We start from the raw sequence: 17,533 nt of genomic DNA on the forward strand, positions 1-17,533 counted from the left end.
CCGGACTTCGCCGACTGCAAGGCGATGCCGAAGTACGTCGTCTCCAGCCCCCTCGCCGAGGACGACCTGGTGCCGAACCGGGGCGAGACCACGATCCTGCGCCCGACCGACGAGGCCGCCGCGCTCAAGGACCGGCGAGGGCGGCCCGATCATCGTCCACGGCAGCGCGTCTTCGACGTCGTCCGCTGACCCGCCCCCGCACCCGGGACACCGGCGTGACGCCCCTCAGGGGCGTTCGAAGGCCTGGAGGACGCCGCCGATCGAGAAGCACAGCGCGCCGCACAGCGTGCCCCAGTTGGCGATGTCGGTGTTCACCAGGCTCCCGGTGGCCGGCCGGGTGTACGCGGCCAGCGCCGAGACCATGAACAGCGCCGACCCGAGCTGGTTCACCGCCACGACCCACCAGCCCAGGCTGCGCGAGCGCAGGCAGGGCCGGGCCCGGTGGCAGATCTCGACGAACGCCATGTGCCCCGACGCCAGGAACAGCACGCATCCGACCACGTCCGGCGTCCAGATCAGCCGGTTGGTCTGCTGGATGCTCAGACCCTGGAGGAAGGAGTTCAACAGGTTGACGCCGAACACGAGCGTTCCGGCGAACAGCAGGAAGGCGCTCAGCCAGGCCACACGCATCGGCTCGTACCCCCACCACCGCCAGCCGGTGGTGACCAGGGGGTCGCCCCCGGGAGAGTGGCGGGGCGCGTTCAGTACCTGGAGGAGCGAGGTGTAGCCCCCGGTGTTGAAGAACAGGCCGCCCGTGAAGTAGACGACGGCGCTCTCCAGCGGGTCGCCCGAGCCGAACTGGGCGACCGCGGCGCCGAGGGCGAAGAGTGCGCCCCCGATGACGAACGCACCCGAGGCGAGGGCGTTGAGCCTGCGCAGACGGCCGAGGGCTTCGGCATCGGCCGTCTGCGACAGCGTGAGGGCGTCGCCCGGCCCGCGCACCGACAGGACGCCGCGCCGGCGGGCGACCCGCGACTCCCACACCACCGTTCCCCCTTCGGGGCGGTGCCAGGTGAGCCGGGTGGTGAAGGGTCCGGCGCCTTCAGCGCGCCGCTCGGGCTGTCCCACGGCCCCGAGCGTAGCCCCGCGGACGGCTCCGGGCGTGGCAGGCCCGCCGTGCCGTGTCCTGGACCCGGTCGGGGACGGCGTGCCCGGGCCACCGGTGCGAGCCTCCCCACCGAACCCCGCACCGGCCGAACGGGTTCACCCGTCCGGGTCTCGTCACCCAGGTTTCCTGGTGCGGCGCGAGGGGAGGATCCCGCGCGAGGCGCACTGCCTCGGACCGGCGAGGAAGGGTGTGAAGGGTATGCCTCAGCAGGGGACCGTGAAGTGGTTCAACGCGGAGAAGGGTTTCGGCTTCATCGCCGTGGACGGCGGGGGCCCGGACGTGTTCGTGCACTACAGCGCGATCCAGTCCTCCGGCTACCGGTCCCTGGACGAGAACCAGCGGGTGGAGTTCGAGGTGACCCAGGGCCAGCGGGGCCCGCAGGCCGAGGAGGTCCGCCCGCTCTGACCCGGCCGGACCGGCCCGGCGCACCGCCGGAGCCCAGAGCCGCCACGGCCGCCCGGACCAGGCGGCCGTGCTTCGGTCTCACTTGTAGACGAGCAGGTGGTCGCAGGTGTCCGTCCCGGAGGGGAGGGACGCGTCGCTGTTGAGGACGTAGAAGCTCCCCGCGAATCCCGCCGCCGTCATCCTGGGCACGACGAGCAGGGTCTGGCCCGCCATGTCCAGCCCGAACCTCCGCACCACGTACAGGTTCACCAGGTCGAAGAGGTTCTGTGTGAGCGTGCCGAGGCGCAGAACCCGGTAGGTGCGGTCGCCCGATCCGTCCGCTCCCGTGATGGGCGCCTGGAACTGGGGGTCTCCCCACTGCGACGGCTGGGGGGCGACGCGTCCGGCCGCCTCCAGGGCCTGCAGCCGCCGTTGCGTGCTGTCCTGCACGCCGGCCATGTGGATGTGCATCTGGTTGAAGCGGCGGGCCGCCTGGGAGTTGATCCCCAGACCGATGTTGTCGTAGTGGACGGGGACGTCCCCTCCGCGGCGGGCGTTCTCCCACGCGTCCTGCCAGTAGTTCGCGACGCTCGTCGTCACGAGGAACGGGCACTCGATGCCGGTGATCCGGCAGCTCGGCAGGAGCAGGTAGTTGTGCTGGTTCTCGGGTTTGCCTTGCAGCACCACGTAGTCCGGCGTCGTCTTCAGGCAGTTCGGCTTCAGCCCCGACGGCGGGACGATCCCCTGTGTGCAGTACTGCACGTCCTGCCACAGCGGGTCGGTGTCGGCGGGGCTGCCGCAGAGGTTCTGGAGGTGGGGAGGAGGGCAGGGACTCTGCCCGCCTCCCGGTGGCGTCGGATCCGTGGGACAGGGGCAGCACGACGGATCCGCGGCGGACGCGCTGCCGCCGGCGCCGGTCAGCAGCGCGCCGGCCCCCAGGGCGCCGGAGAGCGCCACGAACCGGCGCCGGGGCATGTCGTTCGTCTTGCGCGTGTCGTTCACAGATGAGCTCCGATGGTCGACGACCGCTGGTCCGTTCACAACCTAGGCGGTCGTCCGTCCGATTCCCGGCAGGGAAAGGGGGGAGCGGCGGCTGTTACCCCGGAGGGCGGAACAGGCGCAGGAGGCCGGACCGGCCGGGCAGGCGCGTCGCGTCGGCACCCGATGCGCTTGCGCCCGGCCGCGACGCCCGGCATTCCAGCGGCTTCGGCGGCCTCAGAGCAGCTCGGGCGAGAGCTCCACAAGACCTCTGTCCACTGCGATCACAGCCGCCTGGAATCGGCTTGTGGCGTCCAACTCCACCATGGCCGCCGCCCAATGCCGCCGAAACGTCCGGGTGGACATTCCGAGCCGCCGCGAGGCCGCCTCATCGGTCAGGCCCAGTGCGAGGGCGTGCAGCACGGCCCCCAGGGATGGAGCCGGAGCGCCCGACCGGTCGTACGCCCCCGCCGGGTGGGAACTGCCCCGGCTTCCGCGCGTCGGGCCGGGGAAGCCCGGTGGCGGGCGGCGGGCGGGTTAGCGTCGAGCGGCATGCGACGTGGACGCACGGGAGGTATCGCGGTGCCGGCATCTGGGTCACGCACCGGCGCGGCACCCGCGCCCGTCGTCCTCGGGCTGGCCATCGCCTTCACCATCACGGTGCTCGACCCGCTGGTGCTCAGCCTGTACCTGCCCCAGGTGAGCTGGGCCCTTCACACACCGTCGCAGGTCCTCGGGCTGCTGAGCGGAGCGGCGACGCTGGTGATGGCCGCCGGCGTCCTCGCCGCGGGCAGCCTCGGCGACACCCTCGGGCTCAAGCGGCTGCTGATGCTGGGACTGGCCGTCGTCACCGTCGCCGATCTGCTGTCCGTGCTGTCCCCCGGCTACGGCTTCCTGCTCGCGATGCGCTTCCTGGCCGGGCTGGGGATGACCGCGCTGCTGGGAATGCCGCTGGCCCTGCTGAAGGCCTCCGTGGCACCGGAGCGGCGGCCGGCGGCCATCGGCGCCCTGATGGCCGTCGAGATGGTCCTGACCGGGTCGGTCCCCGCGGTCACCGGCTGGGTGGTGGCGGCGGCCGGCTGGCGGTTCCTGTTCCTGGTCACGCCGGTGCTGGCGCTGGTGTCGCTCTCCTTGACCGCCCGGTACGTCCCGGAGTCACGTGCCCGGCAGCACCGTCGCGTCGACGTGGTCGGCGTCGCCCTCTTCGGGATGACCCTGCTGGCCCTCGTCGTCGGCCTCGCCGCGGCGCAGAACGGCCTGGCCCGGCCCGAAACCTGGGTGCCGCTGGCGGTCAGCGCGGGAGCCGCCCTGCTCTTCGTGCCGCACGCACGCCGCACTCCCGAACCCGCGCTGGACCCGGCGTTGTTCCGCAGCGCGCCGTTCGACGTGGCCCTGGCGGCGACCTTCACGCTGAACTTCCTGGTGGCCGGGCTCGGCATCGTCCTCGGGCAGTTCGGCGTCGTGGTGCTGTCGCTGTCCCCCGACGCCATCGGCCTGCTGTACGTGCCCGGCACCCTGCTGATCGCCGGTGCGGTGACCCTGGCCGGGCGCCTGATCGGGAAGGTCACCCCGCGGCCGGTGATGGTCGCCGGTCTTCTGGTGATGGCCGCGAGCGGGCTGCTGATGGCGGCCACCGCCGGCCCGGCGATGGCGGTGTGGCTGCTCGTGCCGGCCGTCTGGCTGTGCAACCTCGGGTCGGTGGTCACCTCGGCATCGGTGTCCGAGACGGTGCTCGCCCAGGCGCCGCCCGGGCGTTCCGGCACGGTGGCCTCCGTGCAGATGGCCTTCGCGGTGACCGGCGCCGCTTTCGGCCCCACCGTCTACCTGCTGCTCCTCGATCTTCTCTTCCAGCAGCAGTGGCTGTCGGACGCACGGTCGCGCGGGATCTCGGCGGCACAGGCCGGGCAGGCCGTGGACGCCGTGCGCGGCGGGATGGCGCAGAGTCCGGGCAGCACCGTGTACGACCCGAACCTGCTCCGTCAGGCCTCGGGCCTGGACCTCGGACTGGACTTCACGAACGGGCTCAGGCTCACCATGCTGATCGTCAGCGTGGTGCCGCTCGTGGTGGCGGCACTGGCCTTCTGGCTGATGCCCCGCCGCGGGAAGCGCCGGGCGTAGGCCCGGTCCCGGCCCCGGCCGTGAGGGCTGCCCCGGCTGCTCCGAACCTGCGGCTGCGGCTGCGGCTGCGGCTGCGCCTGCGGGCTGTGGGCTGCGGCCGGCAAGGCGGCCCGTGAGCGGCGGACTCCATTGGTGGCGGACCGGTGACGGCGCTCCTACAATCAGAGGGGATTCGTCCTCCGCGCGGTTCCGCAGCCCCAGGAACGCCGCCTCGCTCCGAGGAGGCCCACCCATGACCGTGACACGGCATCCGCCGCCCTCCTCCCCGGGCCGTTCCCTCACCGCCCGGCCGGAACTGGATGTGGTGGTGCGCGCCGTCACGCTCCAGGACGCACCCGCCAGGATCCGTTACCGCGTGGGCGTGGGCGAGCTGACGTTCTCCTCCGCCATCTCCTACGACTCGATTCCGGCGTGGTCCGACGTGTTCGGCGCCCTCCCGGCACGGGAGAACGCTCTGCGACTGGTCAGCGCGCTGATCGCCTGGGATGCCATGCGGTTTCTCGCGCTGGGCGGCGAGCGTCTGGTGCTGCCCCCCGGACTGCCCTGCGACGCCGTGGTCGGCGCGGCCTGGCGCCGGTGTTTCCTGAGCCAGTTCGGTGAGTGGCGTTACCGCAACGGCATCCGCTACCGCGGCGGCGCGCCGGAACTGGTCTCGCCCACCCGCGCGTCCGCGGCGCGGGTAAGCGGAGGAGGAGGCAGCGCGCGCACCGTCGGCCGCGCCCTGCTGACCAACGGGGGAGGCAAGGACACCTTGGCCGGGATGCTGATCCTCGACAGGAGCGGCATCGAGTACGACGTGTACGAGGGGTACCTGCCGGTCGGCGGCGACCACGGACTGCAGCGTCGTCTGCTGGACGGACTGAGGGTCGGTGCCGCGGCGCGGCCCGCGGCGGTGGTCCGCGTGCGCGTCCGCGACGACTTCTACGGCCGGCCGACCTCCCGGTTCGCCGACGCCGGCGTGGAAGTGCGGCACTTCGGGACGGACTTCGCGGTCGGGCACACCGCCAACTACGTCGGTTACATGCCGGTCGTGCTGCACGGGGGATACGAGCGCGTCTGGTTCAACATCGAGCGGTCCGCCGACGACCCGCACGTGAGGTGGGACGGCGAGGAGATAAGTCATCAGTGGTGCAAGAGCGCGGAGTACCGCTCGCTCTCGTTGCGGCTGTTCGCGGAACTCACCGGCTGCGACTGGTTCAGGGGGTTCGACTCCACGCTCGGCGGTCTCTACGACCACACGATCTACCGGATGGTCGCCACCCGACCGGACCTCCTCCGCCGGACGCACTCCTGCAACTACGGCAAGCCCTGGTGCGGCCGGTGCCCCAAGTGCTGCTTCTGCTACCTCATGACGACCGCTTTCCTGGGCGAGGACTACGCTCGCGGACTGCTGGGTGTGAGGGAGAGCCTGTTCACCGACCCCCGTAACCTCCCGGTGTGGGAGTCCCTCATGGACGCGTCCCAGGTGGCGTGGGAGTGCGTGCCGTCCCACCTGGAGGTCGTGACCGCAGTGGACCAGTGCCTGGCGCGGGGCGTCGACCATCCGGTGCTGCGCCGGTACGCCCCGGGGCGCGCCACGGCAGCCCGGCTCCGTGCGCGCTTCGAGGAAGTCGACTGGTCGCTGGTGCCCGCGCCGATCGCGGAGGCCGTGCGGGATCTGGCGCGGGGTGACGTCAGGGCCCGTCGTCCTCCCGCCTGACCGGCAGGGCGACGGCGCGATCTGGCGCTGCTCGCCGAGTCGGACGGCGACGGCATGGCCGCGGAGGAGGCCGCGGCCCAGGTGGCCCGCACCGGCGATGCGGAGGCGTGGACCGCGCTGGCTGAAGCGCGCGAGGAGATCGGTGACGACGCCTGCGCCGAGCACGCCGCCGCGGAGGCGGGCACGCGCGGGTGACCTGGACGCCTGGATCACGCTGGCGCGAGCCGCGCGGGTTCGTGCAGGCCCGACGTGGTTTGCGGCGGCACCGCGCACAGAGGTCCTCGCGCCCGCGCCCAAGGGCAGACGCCTGCCGGCCGTGCCACCGGCCCGCCGGACGGCACCTCTAGAAGATGCCGGCCGGCGTGTTGCGCGTGGGGCTTTCGAGGATGGCGCGGAGCCATGGGGTGCGGACGGCGGGCAGGCGGACGAGGGTGTTCCGGAAGGTTTCCGAGTCGACGCGGAACGGCGGGTGGTGGTGAGGCGGGGGGACCGGGCAGTCCTCGCGCAGCATGCCTGTGGGCATCCGGCTCAGTGTCGTCGCGACGGACCGGCGCGGCTCGGGGAAGGCCAGCCACCGCCACACACCGAACGGAAGGGGGACCCGGTACGCGGACGCGGCCGGGCCGTCGGGGCTCCAGGTCCGCCCGCTCTGCGGATGGGTGGGTACGAGAAGGAGGCCCGCAGCCGCGTCGGGGGCGGGCAGGCCGGGGCCGGCGAGTACGGCGTGCCGGGCCGGCGGGCCCGCGGGCAGCAGGGCGTCGAGGGCTCCCTGGAACACCTCCGAGGTCAGGCCGTCCGGGACGGATACCGGCCGGCCGCCCGAGGCCACGAGGAGATGGGCGAGGGCCCGGCCCGCCGCCGCTTCCCACTCGGGGCTCCACGACGACCACCACTTGTCCGGCCTGGGCCCGCACCCCCACGAGCCGATGGACTCGAAGGGGGGAGTGGCCTCCCGGTCCGCCATCAGCTCCGGCCAGGAGAGCGGCGTTTCTTCGCCGTCACCGACGGGGACGCGGCGTACGGCGACGGGGTCGAGCCACACCGCCTGCCACAGCGAGCAGTCGTCGATCCGGGTCGCCACGGGTCGGCCGCAGGCCGCGCACCCCATGTTCGGGCCGCCCGCTCCGTCGAGGCCGCAGCAGTAGCCGCTGCCACGGTTCTCCGGGATCAGGACGGTGCCGTGGGCCTCGCCGGGTGCGATGACGACCGCGCCGGGCACGTTGTCGGAGAGCGCGTGGACGGGCGCGTGGATGCCGCGCGCCTCCGCCTCGGCCGGATCGATCTCCGCCCATCTCCGCCAGGGCGGCCCCCAGGGCTCCGGTTCCACGGCGAACGTGCCGGGGTCCATCAGTACCGGGAGCTGGGACCCGTTGCCGTACCGCTGGTGGGCGTGGACCGGCAGGGCGACTCGGGACAGCGGGGCGGTCAGGTCGGCGTCGCACGCTGCACACACGAAGACGAACAAATGTCCTCCGTCTGGGAAACGTGGGCATCATCGCATGCCGGGACCCGGACCCCCGGGCCCCGCCCGCGGGCCCTCGGCGCCGGTCCGACTTTGGCGCTGTGCCCCCGATGAGCCCGCTCCCGCAGCAGATCCTCGTCCCGAGGGCGACTCGGCCTGGGACTGGAGGACATCGGCCGGCGCGAGGCCGTCGAGGCCTGCGCCACCCGCCGCCGGAGGACGGGCGCCGCTGCCCGGAGCAGCGTCCGCCGACACCGACCGGGACCGTGAGCTGGCTCACCTTTGCGTTTGCTGGGGTGAATGCCGGGCAGGGGGGGCGCTGGAGCGGAACTCCGCGCTCCGGCTGTTCGGGCCGGCGCGCGGGGGCGCACACGGGCAGATCCCGTCCCGCTCCACGGCTCGCCGCCCCCCGGTCCTCCGGAAGGCGGCGAGTCGTTTCAGGTACGACCCGTGAGGTGTATGTGTCCACGCTCCAGACCGAGCACGTGTACAAGGTGTTCGGCAGGAACCCCGACGACTCGGCGTCCGCGGTCCGCGCGCTCGAAGACGGCGCCGACCGCGAGGCGCTGCGCGCCGACGGCACGACGGCCGCTGTGATCGACGTCTCGTTCAGAGTGGAACCGGGTCAGATCTTCGTCGTCATGGGCCTGTCGGGATCCGGCAAGTCCACCCTGCTGCGCATGCTCAACGGGCTCCTCGAGCCCACCTCCGGGCGCGTCCTCTTCGACGGCGAGGACCTCACCGCCCTCGACCCGCGCGAGCTGCGCCGCGTCCGCTCCACCAAGATCAGCATGGTCTTCCAGCACTTCGCGCTGTTCCCGCACCGCAACGTCCTGGAGAACGCCGGCTACGGACTGGAGGTCCAGGGCGTCCCCCGGGCCGAGCGCGAGCGCAGGGCCGCCGAGGCCCTGGAGCTGTGCGGGCTCGGCGGCTGGGAGAATTCCTGGCCCGACGAGCTGTCCGGCGGGATGCAGCAGCGTGTGGGTCTGGCCCGCGCGCTGGCCACCGACGCCGACCTCCTCCTCATGGACGAGTCCTTCAGCGCCCTCGACCCGCTGATCCGCCGCGACATGCAGGACCAGCTCCTCGAACTCCAGCGCACCCTGAAGAAGACGATCGTCTTCATCACCCACGACCTCAACGAGGCCATGCGCCTGGGCGACGGCATCGCCGTCATGCGCGACGGCCGCGTCGTCCAGCAGGGCACCGCCGAGGACATCCTCACCCGCCCCGCCGACGACTACGTCGCCTCCTTCATCCAGGACGTCGACCGCTCGCGCGTCCTCACCGCCGACGCCGTCATGGCACCGGCCCCCGCCGGCGCCGAGCTGTGCGGCTGCCCCACCGTGAGCACCGACACCCCGCTCGCCGACGTGTGCGCCGTCAGCGTCCGCGTCCCCCACCCGGTCGCCGTCACCGGAGCGGACGGCGCCGTCGTCGGCTCCGTCCCGCAGGGCCGCCTCGTCGGCTTCATCGGCGACGAGCGGCGTCCCCCGGTGCGCTGCGCGGAGGTGGCCGCCTGATGCCCCGCCTGCACCTCGGAGTCTGGGCCGACCACGGCGTCGACTTCCTCCAGCGCCACCTCTCCTGGCTCTTCGACGCCATCGGCTCCCTCGTCACCGGCCTCGACGACGGCATCGAAGCGGTGCTGTCCGCACCCGCCCCGCTCCTCTTCGCGGGGATCCTGGCCGTTGCCGCCTGGTGGCTGCGCGGCCTGCTCGCCGGCCTGCTCGCCTTCGCGGGCCTGGCGCTCGTCGACTCCCTCGGACTGTGGTCCGAGGCCATGTCCACGCTGTCCCTGGTCCTCGTCGCGACCCTCATCACCCTGGTGATCGCCGTCCCGCTCGGCGTCCTGGCCGCGCGTTCCGACCGGGTCAGCGCGCTCCTGCGCCCCGCGCTGGACTTCATGCAGACCATGCCGGCCATGGTCTACCTGATCCCCGGCGTCATCTTCTTCGGCGTGGGCGTCGTCCCCGGCATCATCGCCACCATCGTCTTCTCGCTGCCGCCCGGTGTCCGGATGACCGAGCTCGGTATCCGCCAGGTCGACGGCGAACTCGTCGAGGCCGCCGAGGCCTTCGGCACCACGCCGCGCGACATCCTGCTCCGCCTCCAGCTGCCGCTGGCCCTGCCCACGATCATGGCCGGCGTCAACCAGGTCATCATGCTGGGCCTGTCCATGGTCGTCATCGCCGGCATGGTCGGCGGCGGCGGGCTCGGCGGCGCCGTCTACCGGGCCATCGGCAACGTCGACATCGGCCTCGGCTTCGAAGCCGGCCTCTCCATCGTGATCCTGGCCATGTACCTCGACCGGATGACCGGCGCCCTGGGCCGCCAGGTCTCCCCGCTCGGCCGCCGGGCCCTGGCCAAGGCCCGGTCCGCCGCGGGCGGCGTGGCCCGGCTGTGGAGCCACCGCCCCCGGCCCGCTTACGCCGTGACCGGGGTCGTCGTCCTCGCTCTGGCCGCCGGCGCCCTCAACACCCTCGCCGGATCCGGCGAGGCCCACGCCGGCCCGGTAGGCGCCGCGAACACCGGCAAGGGCCGCACCGTCTCCCTCGGCTACATCCCCTGGGACGAGGGCATCGCCTCCACCTTCCTCTGGAAGGAACTCCTGGAACAGCGCGGCTTCAAGGTCGACGCCCGCCAGCTGGAGGCCGGAGCGCTCTACACCGGCCTCGCCGGCGGCGGCATCGACTTCCAGACCGACTCCTGGCTGCCCGTCACCCACGCCCAGTACTGGCAGAAGTACGGGAACAGGCTGGAGGACCTCGGCTCCTGGTACGGTCCCACCTCCCTGGAGCTGTCCGTCCCCTCGTACGTGAAGGACGTGCGCTCCCTCGCCGACCTCAAGGGCAGGTCCGACCTCTTCAAGGGCCGGATCATCGGCATCGAGCCGAGCGCAGGCGAGATGTCGATCCTCGAGGACAAGGTCCTCAAGGAGTACGGCCTGGACGGTGAGTACCAGGTCGTCGACGGTTCGACCCCCGGCATGCTCGCCGAGCTGAAGCGGGCCTACGAGAAGAAGGAGCCCGTCGCCGTCGTGCTGTGGTCACCGCACTGGGCATACTCCTCCTACGGGCTGACCAAGCTGGAGGACCCCAAGGGCGCCTGGGGCAAGGGCGACGGCATCCACACGCTCGCCCGTAAGGGCTTCGCCGAGGGCGAGCCCGAGGTGGCGCGCTGGCTGCGCGACTTCAAGCTCACCGAGGAGCAGCTCACCGGGCTGGAGGCGAAGATCCAGCAGACCGGCAAGGGCAAGGAGCAGCAGGCGGTCCGCGCCTGGCTGAAGGAGAACCCGGACGCCGTGAAGCTCTCCTGACACTTGACCCCGACCCCCGCATCCGGCGGCGGCCGGTGCGCGGAGGGCGCCGCACGCGGGAACCCGTACGGGATCCGCGCCTGCGGCGCCCTCGCGCGTACGGGCCGTGCCGGCGCCGCCACCGCGGCGGCTCAGCAGCCGGCGGCCTCCGCCCGGCACTGCGGGTCGGCGGCCGCCTGGGTGCACAGGGATCCCTCGACCTTCTGCAGCAGCCGCAGCAGCTCCGCGCTCTCGGTGTCGTCGAGTCCGGCCAGGGTCTGGCGTTCCAGCTCGGCCCAGGCCTCCCGGACCTGCTGGAGCAGTCCGCAGCTGCTCTCCGTGGCCTCGACCAGGGAGGCCCGGCGGTCGGCCGGGTCGGGGCCGCGGCGCACGTGCCCCGCCTGTTCGAGGCGCTGGAGCATCTTCGTCACGGTGGACGGATCCAGGCCCACGCTCTTGATCAGCTCCGACTGACGCACGGGCCCGTTGTCCCACAGGTGCATCATCACGAACTCCTGCCCCGGATGTAGGCCCAGGTCCCGCAGCAGCCGCCCCGCGGCGATGCGGTGCAGCCGGGCCACCCGGCTCACGGCATGGCTGACCGGCCCGTCCAGTACCGCGCTCGGCGGCCCCGGACAGGCCTGCGGCACCGTGCCGCCCCGCTCCTGCGCGACGTGCGTCGTCATCGTTCGCTCCTCGTCCCGTCGTCGGCCGCTCGCGTTCCGGGCTCCAGCATCTCCCACGCACCCTGGTCAGATTTTACCTTGGCCGACCAATGAATGGGTGTAGGGTGAGCGTCGAGGTCAATCATTGGCCGACCAAATAATCTTGTGAGGGCAGACATGACCAGCGCATTCGAGTCGATCGGCCTCGGCGGCACCGAGCTCGCCAACCGCATCGCCATGGCTCCGATGACCCGCAGCCGTGCGGCCGCGGGCGGAGTCCCGACGGAGCTCATGGCCGAGTACTACGCCCAGCGCGCCTCGGCCGGGCTCGTCGTCTCCGAGGGGATCCAGCCCTCGGTCGTCGGCCAGGGATACCCGTTCACCCCGGGTCTGCACAGCGCCGAGCAGGTCGCGGGCTGGCGTCGGGTCACCGACGCCGTACACGCCGCCGGCGGCCGGATCTTCGCGCAGCTCATGCACACCGGCCGGATCGGCCACCCGTCCCTGCTGCCGGAGGGCCTCGTACCGGTCGGCGCCTCTCCCGTCGCCGCCACGGGCCAGGTCTTCACCGCCGACGGCCCCCAGGACTTCGTCACCCCGCGCGAGCTGACCGCCGCCGAGGTGCGCGAGACCGTTGCCGACTACGCGAGCGCCGCGCGCAACGCCATCGAGGCCGGCTTCGACGGCGTCGAGCTGCACGGCGCCAACGGCTACCTGATCCACCAGTTCCTGGCCCCCGGCAGCAACCGGCGCACGGACGAGTGGGGCGGCACCGTCGAGAACCGCATCCGCTTCGCCGTCGAGGTCGTCAAGGCCGTCGCCGCGGAGATCGGCGCCGACCGCACCGCACTGCGCGTCTCGCCCGGCAACCGCTTCAACGACATCGACGAGCCCGACCCGCGGCCCGCGTACGAGGCCCTGGTCAAGGAGCTCGACCAGCTGGGCCTGGCCTACCTGCACATCATGGAGCCCGCCGGCACCCGCGAGATCACCCTCGCCCTGCGCGAGCAGTTCTCCGGCCGGCTGATCCTCAACCCGGCCACCGAGGGCCCCACCGACCACCGCGCCCTCGACCTGATCGACCAGGGCGTCGCCGACGTCATCGCCTTCGGCAGCCTCTTCATCGCCAACCCCGACCTCCCGGCCCGGCTGCGCGCCGAGGGCCCGTACAACACCCCGGACACGGCCACGTTCTACGGCGGCGACGCACGCGGCTACACCGACTACCCGGCGCTGTAGGACACCACCGGCGACGGTTGACGGCCCGGCGCGGCCGGTACGAGCGGCACGAGGGTCCCTCCGGCATGCGGAGGGACCCTCGTGCACTGACATTCCGCCCGGCGGACCGCCCCAGGAAGGCCAGGAGGACACCCGGCCCGGCCACCACGGCGGCCGACGGCACCCGCGCGACCGTTCAGCCCCGCTCCGTCGACCCGCCGCGCGACCAGGGCGCGGATGCGTCGGCGGGGTCCGGGCGGAAGCCCAGGCCGTGGAGCTGGTTGACCGCCATCATGGCGGTGAACATCGCGTTCGGGTTGGCACCCCCCGTGCCGAGGCCGGCGACGCTTCTCGCGTACGCCGCGGCGAAGGCGCCCGGCTCGACCCGGCGGGTTCCGCGGGTCACCTCCAGGGCCGCCCGCTGGAGGGCGACAGCCTGCGCCAGAAGCCCGTCGAGGTGCGACACGGCCTCCGCGCCACGGCGCACCGCGAAGGTGTGCCCGTCGGTCAGCAGCGCGGCCCCGCCCTCCTCGAACAGTCGGGCGACCGCACCCAGTACGGTCTGGATCTTCAGCTGGTCGGCGTCGGCCATCGCCCCGCACGCGCCGTTGCCCTCGTCGGACAGGTGCAGCACGCCGCAGTCGCGCAGGTGCACGATCACGTGCCCGGCGCAGTGGCCCTGGCTGCGCAGCACCCGCACCGCGCCGTCCGCGAAGGTCCAGCCGGAGAAGCGGAGCGAGCCGATGCGGATGTGTTCCGGCGGCAGCTCCTCGTAGGTACGGGTCGACGCTCCGAAGGGCCGCATCGGCTCGAACAGGGACAGCAGCCTCCGCGCCGCCTGCTCGGGCGGCGCGCCCGGCTCCGTGAACGCGGCGATCCGCTCGAAGGCCCGCACCCAGTAGGCGACGGGGTCGCGCATCTGGTCCAGTTCGCGGGCCGGGACGTAGTGCTCGGCCGGCACGCCCAGCTCGTCCACGAGGTCGTTGTTGCCGATGTGGTCGGGGTGGCCGTGGGTGGTCAGGAGCAGCGCCCGGGACCAGGGGCCGACCCGGCGTGCCGCGTCCCGCAGGGCCGTGCGGAAGGGTTCGGTGACCCCGGTGTCGACGAGTACGAGGGTGTCTCCCGCCCGGTGCACGAGGGCGTTGCCGGCGTCCGGCCGGCCGTGCTCCACGTCCAGTTCCTGCCCCACGACCAGCACGGTGCTGGCGTCGAGGTCGATCAGGTCACCGAGCGCCGTCATGGACCCTCCCGCGGTTCCGTCCCGTCCGGGGCGATCCCCGGCCGGCCATGGGCCCCCTGCCGGCGAGCGTACGCCGCGCGGGTCCCGGCACCGGCGCGACACCCGGTGGCCGGCGCCCTCCACCGTACGGGGACCGGTGGTCAGCGGGTGTCGCCGGCCCGGTTCCGGTTCCGGGACCGTGGACGGGCAGAGCCCCGCCGCGGCGGGGCGGCCGGGTCGGCGGCCGCCCGGGTCGTGGACCGTCGCCGGACCAGGCTCATCACGAGGACCAGCGCGGCGGCCGAGCCGTAGGCGAGGTCGGCCAGGACGGTGTGGTAGCCGAAGACCGGGCCGAGGACGTAGACGGCGGCGCCCGCGAGGGGGACGCCCAGCCATTCCCAGCGCCCGTCCAGGGCGACCAGCGCGATCAGGAGCAGGGCGTACCAGGAATAGCCGGGGGTGAGGAGGAGGAAGGACCAGCCGGTGACCAGCAGGGCGCCGCTCCAGGGGCGCCGGGGGTCGCCCCGCCGCATCACGTACAGGGAGACGGCCACGACGACGGCGACCAGCACGGGCAGCGCCCAGCGGTCGGGCAGCACCAGGCGCAGGAGCGAGTACCGGGCCCCGGCCGAGGGATCGTCGTAGCCCTCCTCCGCCACGTAGCCGCCGAGGTAGCCGAAGACCGAGCCGTGCGAGAGAAGGACGTAGGGGAGGTAGGCGAGTACGGCGAAGGCCGCGGCGGGCAGCAGGACCGCGGCCGCGTCGCGGACGCGGCGGACCCCGGACAGGGCGCCGGGCAGGACGACGGCCGGCATCAGCTTCGTGGCGACGGCGGCGCCGATCAGCACGCCGCCCGCCGCCCGCCGGCTCAGCGCCCCGGAGGCGACGAGGCCCAGTCCGGCGACGGCGAGGAGGGTGCCCAGCACGTCGACGTGGGCGTTGTTGACCGCCTCCAGGGGGACGGCCGGGCACCAGGCCCAGTACGCGGCCCGGCGGGGGTCCCCGCCACGCCGCCGGAGGATGAGGAGCAGCACGCCCGTCACGCCGAGCGAGGTCAGGGCGGCGCCGATCTGGACCGGCTTGTGCCGGGCGCCGGCGGGGGAGAGGCGGTCGACGGCCAGGAAGTACGCCTCGGCGACGGGAGGGTAGATGGTGTGGACGGCGGGCCTGTTGATGCGGGTGCACCGCGGTGTGCCGCCGGCGCGGGGGATCGGGGCGAGGTCAGGGCCCTCGCAGCGGGTTCCGGTGGGGAAGAGCCAGGGGTCGCGCAGCCGGGCGAGGGCCGGGTCCTGCGGGGTGTGGTCGTACGGGGACACCCCGGCGGACTGGACGCGGCCGTCCCAGACGTAGCGGTAGGAGTCGCTGCTGGTCCGGGGCGGTCCCAGCAGCCCTGTCGCCGTGATCACGACGGCCCCCGCCGCGATGAGCGGGACGAGGCGGCGGGCCGGGGCGCGCCGCAGCACCGCCAGTGCGGCGGCGAAGAGCGCCCAGCAGGCCGCGTACCACCGGAACAGGGCGACGGGGTCGCGCAAGGAGCCGCCGTACCGGACGGTGAGGGCGAGTACCGCGGTGAGGGCGGCGAGGGCGAGGCCGGTGGCGGCCGAAGCGGTGCGAGGGGTAAGCGGCTTCACCAGCGAAAGCGTTCCAGACGACGGCCCTCCCACGGCCGTCGGCGGCGCGGGCGTCCGTGTTCCGTAAGGAGTTCGGGCACCCTGAGCGGGCGTCGTCCGGGTTGTGATGGGGGGTATGCGTCTCACCCTGCCTCCGGGGCCGCCCTTCACCTTCAAGGCGCGCCTCCACGATGCCCGTACGGCGACCGCGATCGGCCGCTTCCTCGGCCTGGCCATGGCCCTCTGCTTCGCGACCGGTGTCCTGAGCCACTTCCTCCAGCACCCGCCGGGATGGCTGGCCGACCGGTTGCCGAGCCGCCCGTACTGGGGCTACCGGCTCACCCAGGGCCTCCACGTGGCGTCCGGGACCGCGGCGATCCCCCTCCTGTCGGCGAAGTTGTGGGCGGTCTACCCGAGGCTGTTCGCCTGGCCCCCGGTGCGCTCCGTGCTCCACGCGCTGGAGCGGATCTCCGTGGCCGTGCTCGTCGCGGCCGCGCTGTTCGAGCTGTCCACCGGACTGCTGAACACCTTCCAGTGGTACCCGTGGCCCTTCGACTTCGTCGCCGTGCACTACGCCGTCGCCTGGCTCCTGCTCGGCTCCCTCCTCCTGCACCTGGCCGTCCAATGGCCGCGGATCCGCGACCACTTCACCCGTCGCTCTCCCGGCACCCTGTCCCTGCCCGAGGCCGACGGGCCGGACCGGCGCCGGTTCCTCCTCGGTGTGACGGCCGCCGTCGGATCCGTGACGCTGACCACGGCCGGCCAGTCCGTCACCGCTCTCGGACCGCTGGAGCTGTTCGGCCCGCGCAGCCCCGCCCACGGGCCCCAGGGGCTGCCGGTGAACCGGACGGCCGCCGCCGCAGGCGTCACCCGGATCTCACCGGCCGACTGGCGGCTGACCGTGGACGGGCCGCGTCCCTTCACCCTGACGCTGGAGGAGCTGCGCGCGATGCCCCAGTACGAGGCGACCCTGCCCCTCGCCTGCGTCGAGGGCTGGAGCAAGTCCGCGCACTGGGCCGGGGTACGGGTGCGCGACCTCCTGGAACGCGCGGGAGGCGGCCCGGGCTCGCGGGCCCGGGTGGTGTCCCTGGAGGCGGCGGGCGCCTACCGGGTGATGGAGATGGGCCGGCTCTACGCACAGGACCCGCTCACCCTGCTGGCGCTGCGGCTGAACGGCGAGGTGCTGTCCCTGGACCACGGCTATCCGGCGCGGATCATCGCGCCGAACCGGCCCGGTGTGCTGCAGACCAAGTGGGTCGGCCGACTGGAGGTCGTGTAGTGGGACGTCGTGCGGGAGGACGTCGTGCAGTGGGAGGGCGAGGTGTGACCGGCGGACTCGGGCTGGCGCTCGCCGGCTGGGGCGCGTGGCTGCTGCTGCGGCAGCCCGAGCCGTGGCGGATCGCCGTCTGGCTCGGGGGAGCGGTCGTGGTGCACAACGGGTTCGTCGCGCCGCTCGTGATCGCGATCGGTGCCCTCGCCGCCGCAGCGGGCCCGCGCCTGGGCTGGGTTCCGCGGGCGGCCCTGATCGTCGCGGGCTCCTTGACGGCGATCGCCCTCCCGCCGCTCCTGCGCCCCGGCGGCGTGGCCAACCCCACGGTCCTGCCGTTCGACTACCTGCGCAACTGGCTGCTCGCCATGGCGGCCGTCGCGCTGTTCACCGCCGTCCACGCGGCCCTGCGTGCCCTGAGGCGCCGGGCCGGCCGCCGGGCCTGACGAGAGGCCCCGTACAGGAACCGCCGGGGCCGGAATCCGCATCCCGTACGGATTCCGGCCC

Annotated in this window: 15 protein-coding genes and 1 pseudogene; 10 read left to right on the forward strand and 6 right to left on the reverse strand. The window is 73.3% G+C overall.

What is annotated here, in order from left to right; translation table 11 throughout:
• Positions 1-3: 3 nt before the first annotated feature.
• Positions 4-184, forward strand: a pseudogene (locus ACFY15_RS33635) (deaminase); the annotation flags it as partial.
• A gap of 41 nt (positions 185-225) precedes the next feature.
• On the opposite strand, the gene ACFY15_RS33640 reads toward ACFY15_RS33635, so the two are convergent.
• Positions 226-1,068, reverse strand: a complete 843-nt coding sequence (locus tag ACFY15_RS33640) for a hypothetical protein (RefSeq protein WP_390826703.1) — start codon at positions 1,066-1,068, stop codon at positions 226-228.
• Positions 1,069-1,306: 238 nt separating this feature from the next.
• Between ACFY15_RS33640 and ACFY15_RS33645 the strand changes: the two genes are divergently transcribed.
• On the forward strand, positions 1,307-1,513 hold the full coding sequence (locus ACFY15_RS33645; RefSeq protein ID WP_390690784.1) for a cold-shock protein: 207 nt from the start codon (positions 1,307-1,309) through the stop codon (positions 1,511-1,513).
• A 78-nt stretch (positions 1,514-1,591) separates the two neighbouring features.
• Here the strand turns inward: ACFY15_RS33645 and ACFY15_RS33650 are convergent, their stop codons facing one another.
• Positions 1,592-2,494 carry a CDP-diacylglycerol diphosphatase gene (locus tag ACFY15_RS33650; protein WP_390690783.1) on the reverse strand — a complete coding sequence of 301 codons (903 nt, stop codon included), beginning with the start codon at positions 2,492-2,494 and terminating at the stop codon, positions 1,592-1,594.
• A 558-nt stretch (positions 2,495-3,052) separates the two neighbouring features.
• On the opposite strand from ACFY15_RS33650, the gene ACFY15_RS33655 reads away from it, so the two are divergent.
• The 3 genes from ACFY15_RS33655 (at position 3,053) to ACFY15_RS33665 (ending at position 6,482) form a co-directional block, all read left to right on the forward strand.
• Positions 3,053-4,588 (forward strand): MFS transporter, encoded by a 1,536-nt coding sequence (locus ACFY15_RS33655; protein ID WP_390690781.1) that lies wholly within the window; start codon positions 3,053-3,055, stop codon positions 4,586-4,588.
• Positions 4,589-4,820: 232 nt separating this feature from the next.
• Positions 4,821-6,287, forward strand: a complete 1,467-nt coding sequence (locus tag ACFY15_RS33660; RefSeq protein WP_390826704.1) for a hypothetical protein — start codon at positions 4,821-4,823, stop codon at positions 6,285-6,287.
• Positions 6,288-6,341: 54 nt separating this feature from the next.
• Entirely contained in the window at positions 6,342-6,482 is a 141-nt protein-coding gene (locus ACFY15_RS33665) for a hypothetical protein (RefSeq protein WP_390826705.1), read from the forward strand.
• A gap of 148 nt (positions 6,483-6,630) precedes the next feature.
• Here the strand turns inward: ACFY15_RS33665 and ACFY15_RS33670 are convergent, their stop codons facing one another.
• A complete protein-coding gene (locus tag ACFY15_RS33670; RefSeq protein WP_390826706.1) occupies positions 6,631-7,752 on the reverse strand; it encodes a hypothetical protein in 1,122 nt (373 codons plus the stop codon).
• A gap of 458 nt (positions 7,753-8,210) precedes the next feature.
• Between ACFY15_RS33670 and ACFY15_RS33675 the strand changes: the two genes are divergently transcribed.
• Positions 8,211-9,272, forward strand: a complete 1,062-nt coding sequence (locus ACFY15_RS33675; protein ID WP_390826707.1) for a glycine betaine/L-proline ABC transporter ATP-binding protein — start codon at positions 8,211-8,213, stop codon at positions 9,270-9,272.
• The gene (locus tag ACFY15_RS33680) at positions 9,272-11,068 is read left to right on the forward strand and encodes an ABC transporter permease/substrate binding protein (protein WP_390826708.1); all 1,797 of its coding nucleotides are present in this window, start codon (positions 9,272-9,274) and stop codon (positions 11,066-11,068) included. Before ACFY15_RS33675 ends, ACFY15_RS33680 begins: the two co-directional genes overlap by 1 nt.
• Positions 11,069-11,199: 131 nt before the next feature.
• Here ACFY15_RS33680 and ACFY15_RS33685 read toward each other — a convergent pair whose 3' ends face one another.
• Positions 11,200-11,733 carry a MarR family winged helix-turn-helix transcriptional regulator gene (locus ACFY15_RS33685; protein WP_390690776.1) on the reverse strand — a complete coding sequence of 178 codons (534 nt, stop codon included), beginning with the start codon at positions 11,731-11,733 and terminating at the stop codon, positions 11,200-11,202.
• Positions 11,734-11,889: 156 nt separating this feature from the next.
• Here ACFY15_RS33685 and ACFY15_RS33690 point away from each other — a divergent pair, with 156 nt between their 5' ends.
• Entirely contained in the window at positions 11,890-12,951 is a 1,062-nt protein-coding gene (locus ACFY15_RS33690) for an alkene reductase (RefSeq protein ID WP_390690775.1), read from the forward strand.
• Positions 12,952-13,126: 175 nt separating this feature from the next.
• On the opposite strand, the gene ACFY15_RS33695 is transcribed toward ACFY15_RS33690, so the two are convergent.
• Positions 13,127-14,170, reverse strand: a complete 1,044-nt coding sequence (locus ACFY15_RS33695) for an MBL fold metallo-hydrolase (RefSeq protein WP_390826709.1) — start codon at positions 14,168-14,170, stop codon at positions 13,127-13,129.
• A gap of 140 nt (positions 14,171-14,310) precedes the next feature.
• Complete coding sequence (locus tag ACFY15_RS33700; RefSeq protein WP_390690773.1) at positions 14,311-15,780, reverse strand: glycosyltransferase 87 family protein; 1,470 nt, start codon at positions 15,778-15,780, stop codon at positions 14,311-14,313.
• 106 nt (positions 15,781-15,886) lie between these two features.
• Between ACFY15_RS33700 and ACFY15_RS33705 the strand changes: the two genes are divergently transcribed.
• Both ACFY15_RS33705 and ACFY15_RS33710 read left to right on the forward strand, forming a co-directional pair.
• Positions 15,887-17,038, forward strand: a complete 1,152-nt coding sequence (locus ACFY15_RS33705; protein ID WP_390690772.1) for a molybdopterin-dependent oxidoreductase — start codon at positions 15,887-15,889, stop codon at positions 17,036-17,038.
• 44 nt (positions 17,039-17,082) lie between these two features.
• Positions 17,083-17,472 (forward strand): hypothetical protein, encoded by a 390-nt coding sequence (locus ACFY15_RS33710; RefSeq protein WP_390826710.1) that lies wholly within the window; start codon positions 17,083-17,085, stop codon positions 17,470-17,472.
• Positions 17,473-17,533: the final 61 nt, after the last annotated feature.

Source organism: Streptomyces sp. NPDC001373 (assembly GCF_042895815.1).
Classification (GTDB): Bacteria; Actinomycetota; Actinomycetes; order Streptomycetales; family Streptomycetaceae; genus Streptomyces.

Coding starts and splice junctions, on each gene's coding strand:
- ACFY15_RS33685 (WP_390690776.1), bottom strand. CDS start 11,733: ATGACGACGCACGTCGCGCAGGAGCGGGGCGGCACGGTGCCGCAGGCC.
- ACFY15_RS33690 (WP_390690775.1), top strand. CDS start 11,890: ATGACCAGCGCATTCGAGTCGATCGGCCTCGGCGGCACCGAGCTCGCC.
- ACFY15_RS33645 (WP_390690784.1), top strand. CDS start 1,307: ATGCCTCAGCAGGGGACCGTGAAGTGGTTCAACGCGGAGAAGGGTTTC.
- ACFY15_RS33705 (WP_390690772.1), top strand. CDS start 15,887: ATGGGGGGTATGCGTCTCACCCTGCCTCCGGGGCCGCCCTTCACCTTC.
- ACFY15_RS33695 (WP_390826709.1), bottom strand. CDS start 14,170: ATGACGGCGCTCGGTGACCTGATCGACCTCGACGCCAGCACCGTGCTG.
- ACFY15_RS33660 (WP_390826704.1), top strand. CDS start 4,821: ATGACCGTGACACGGCATCCGCCGCCCTCCTCCCCGGGCCGTTCCCTC.
- ACFY15_RS33680 (WP_390826708.1), top strand. CDS start 9,272: ATGCCCCGCCTGCACCTCGGAGTCTGGGCCGACCACGGCGTCGACTTC.
- ACFY15_RS33665 (WP_390826705.1), top strand. CDS start 6,342: ATGGCCGCGGAGGAGGCCGCGGCCCAGGTGGCCCGCACCGGCGATGCG.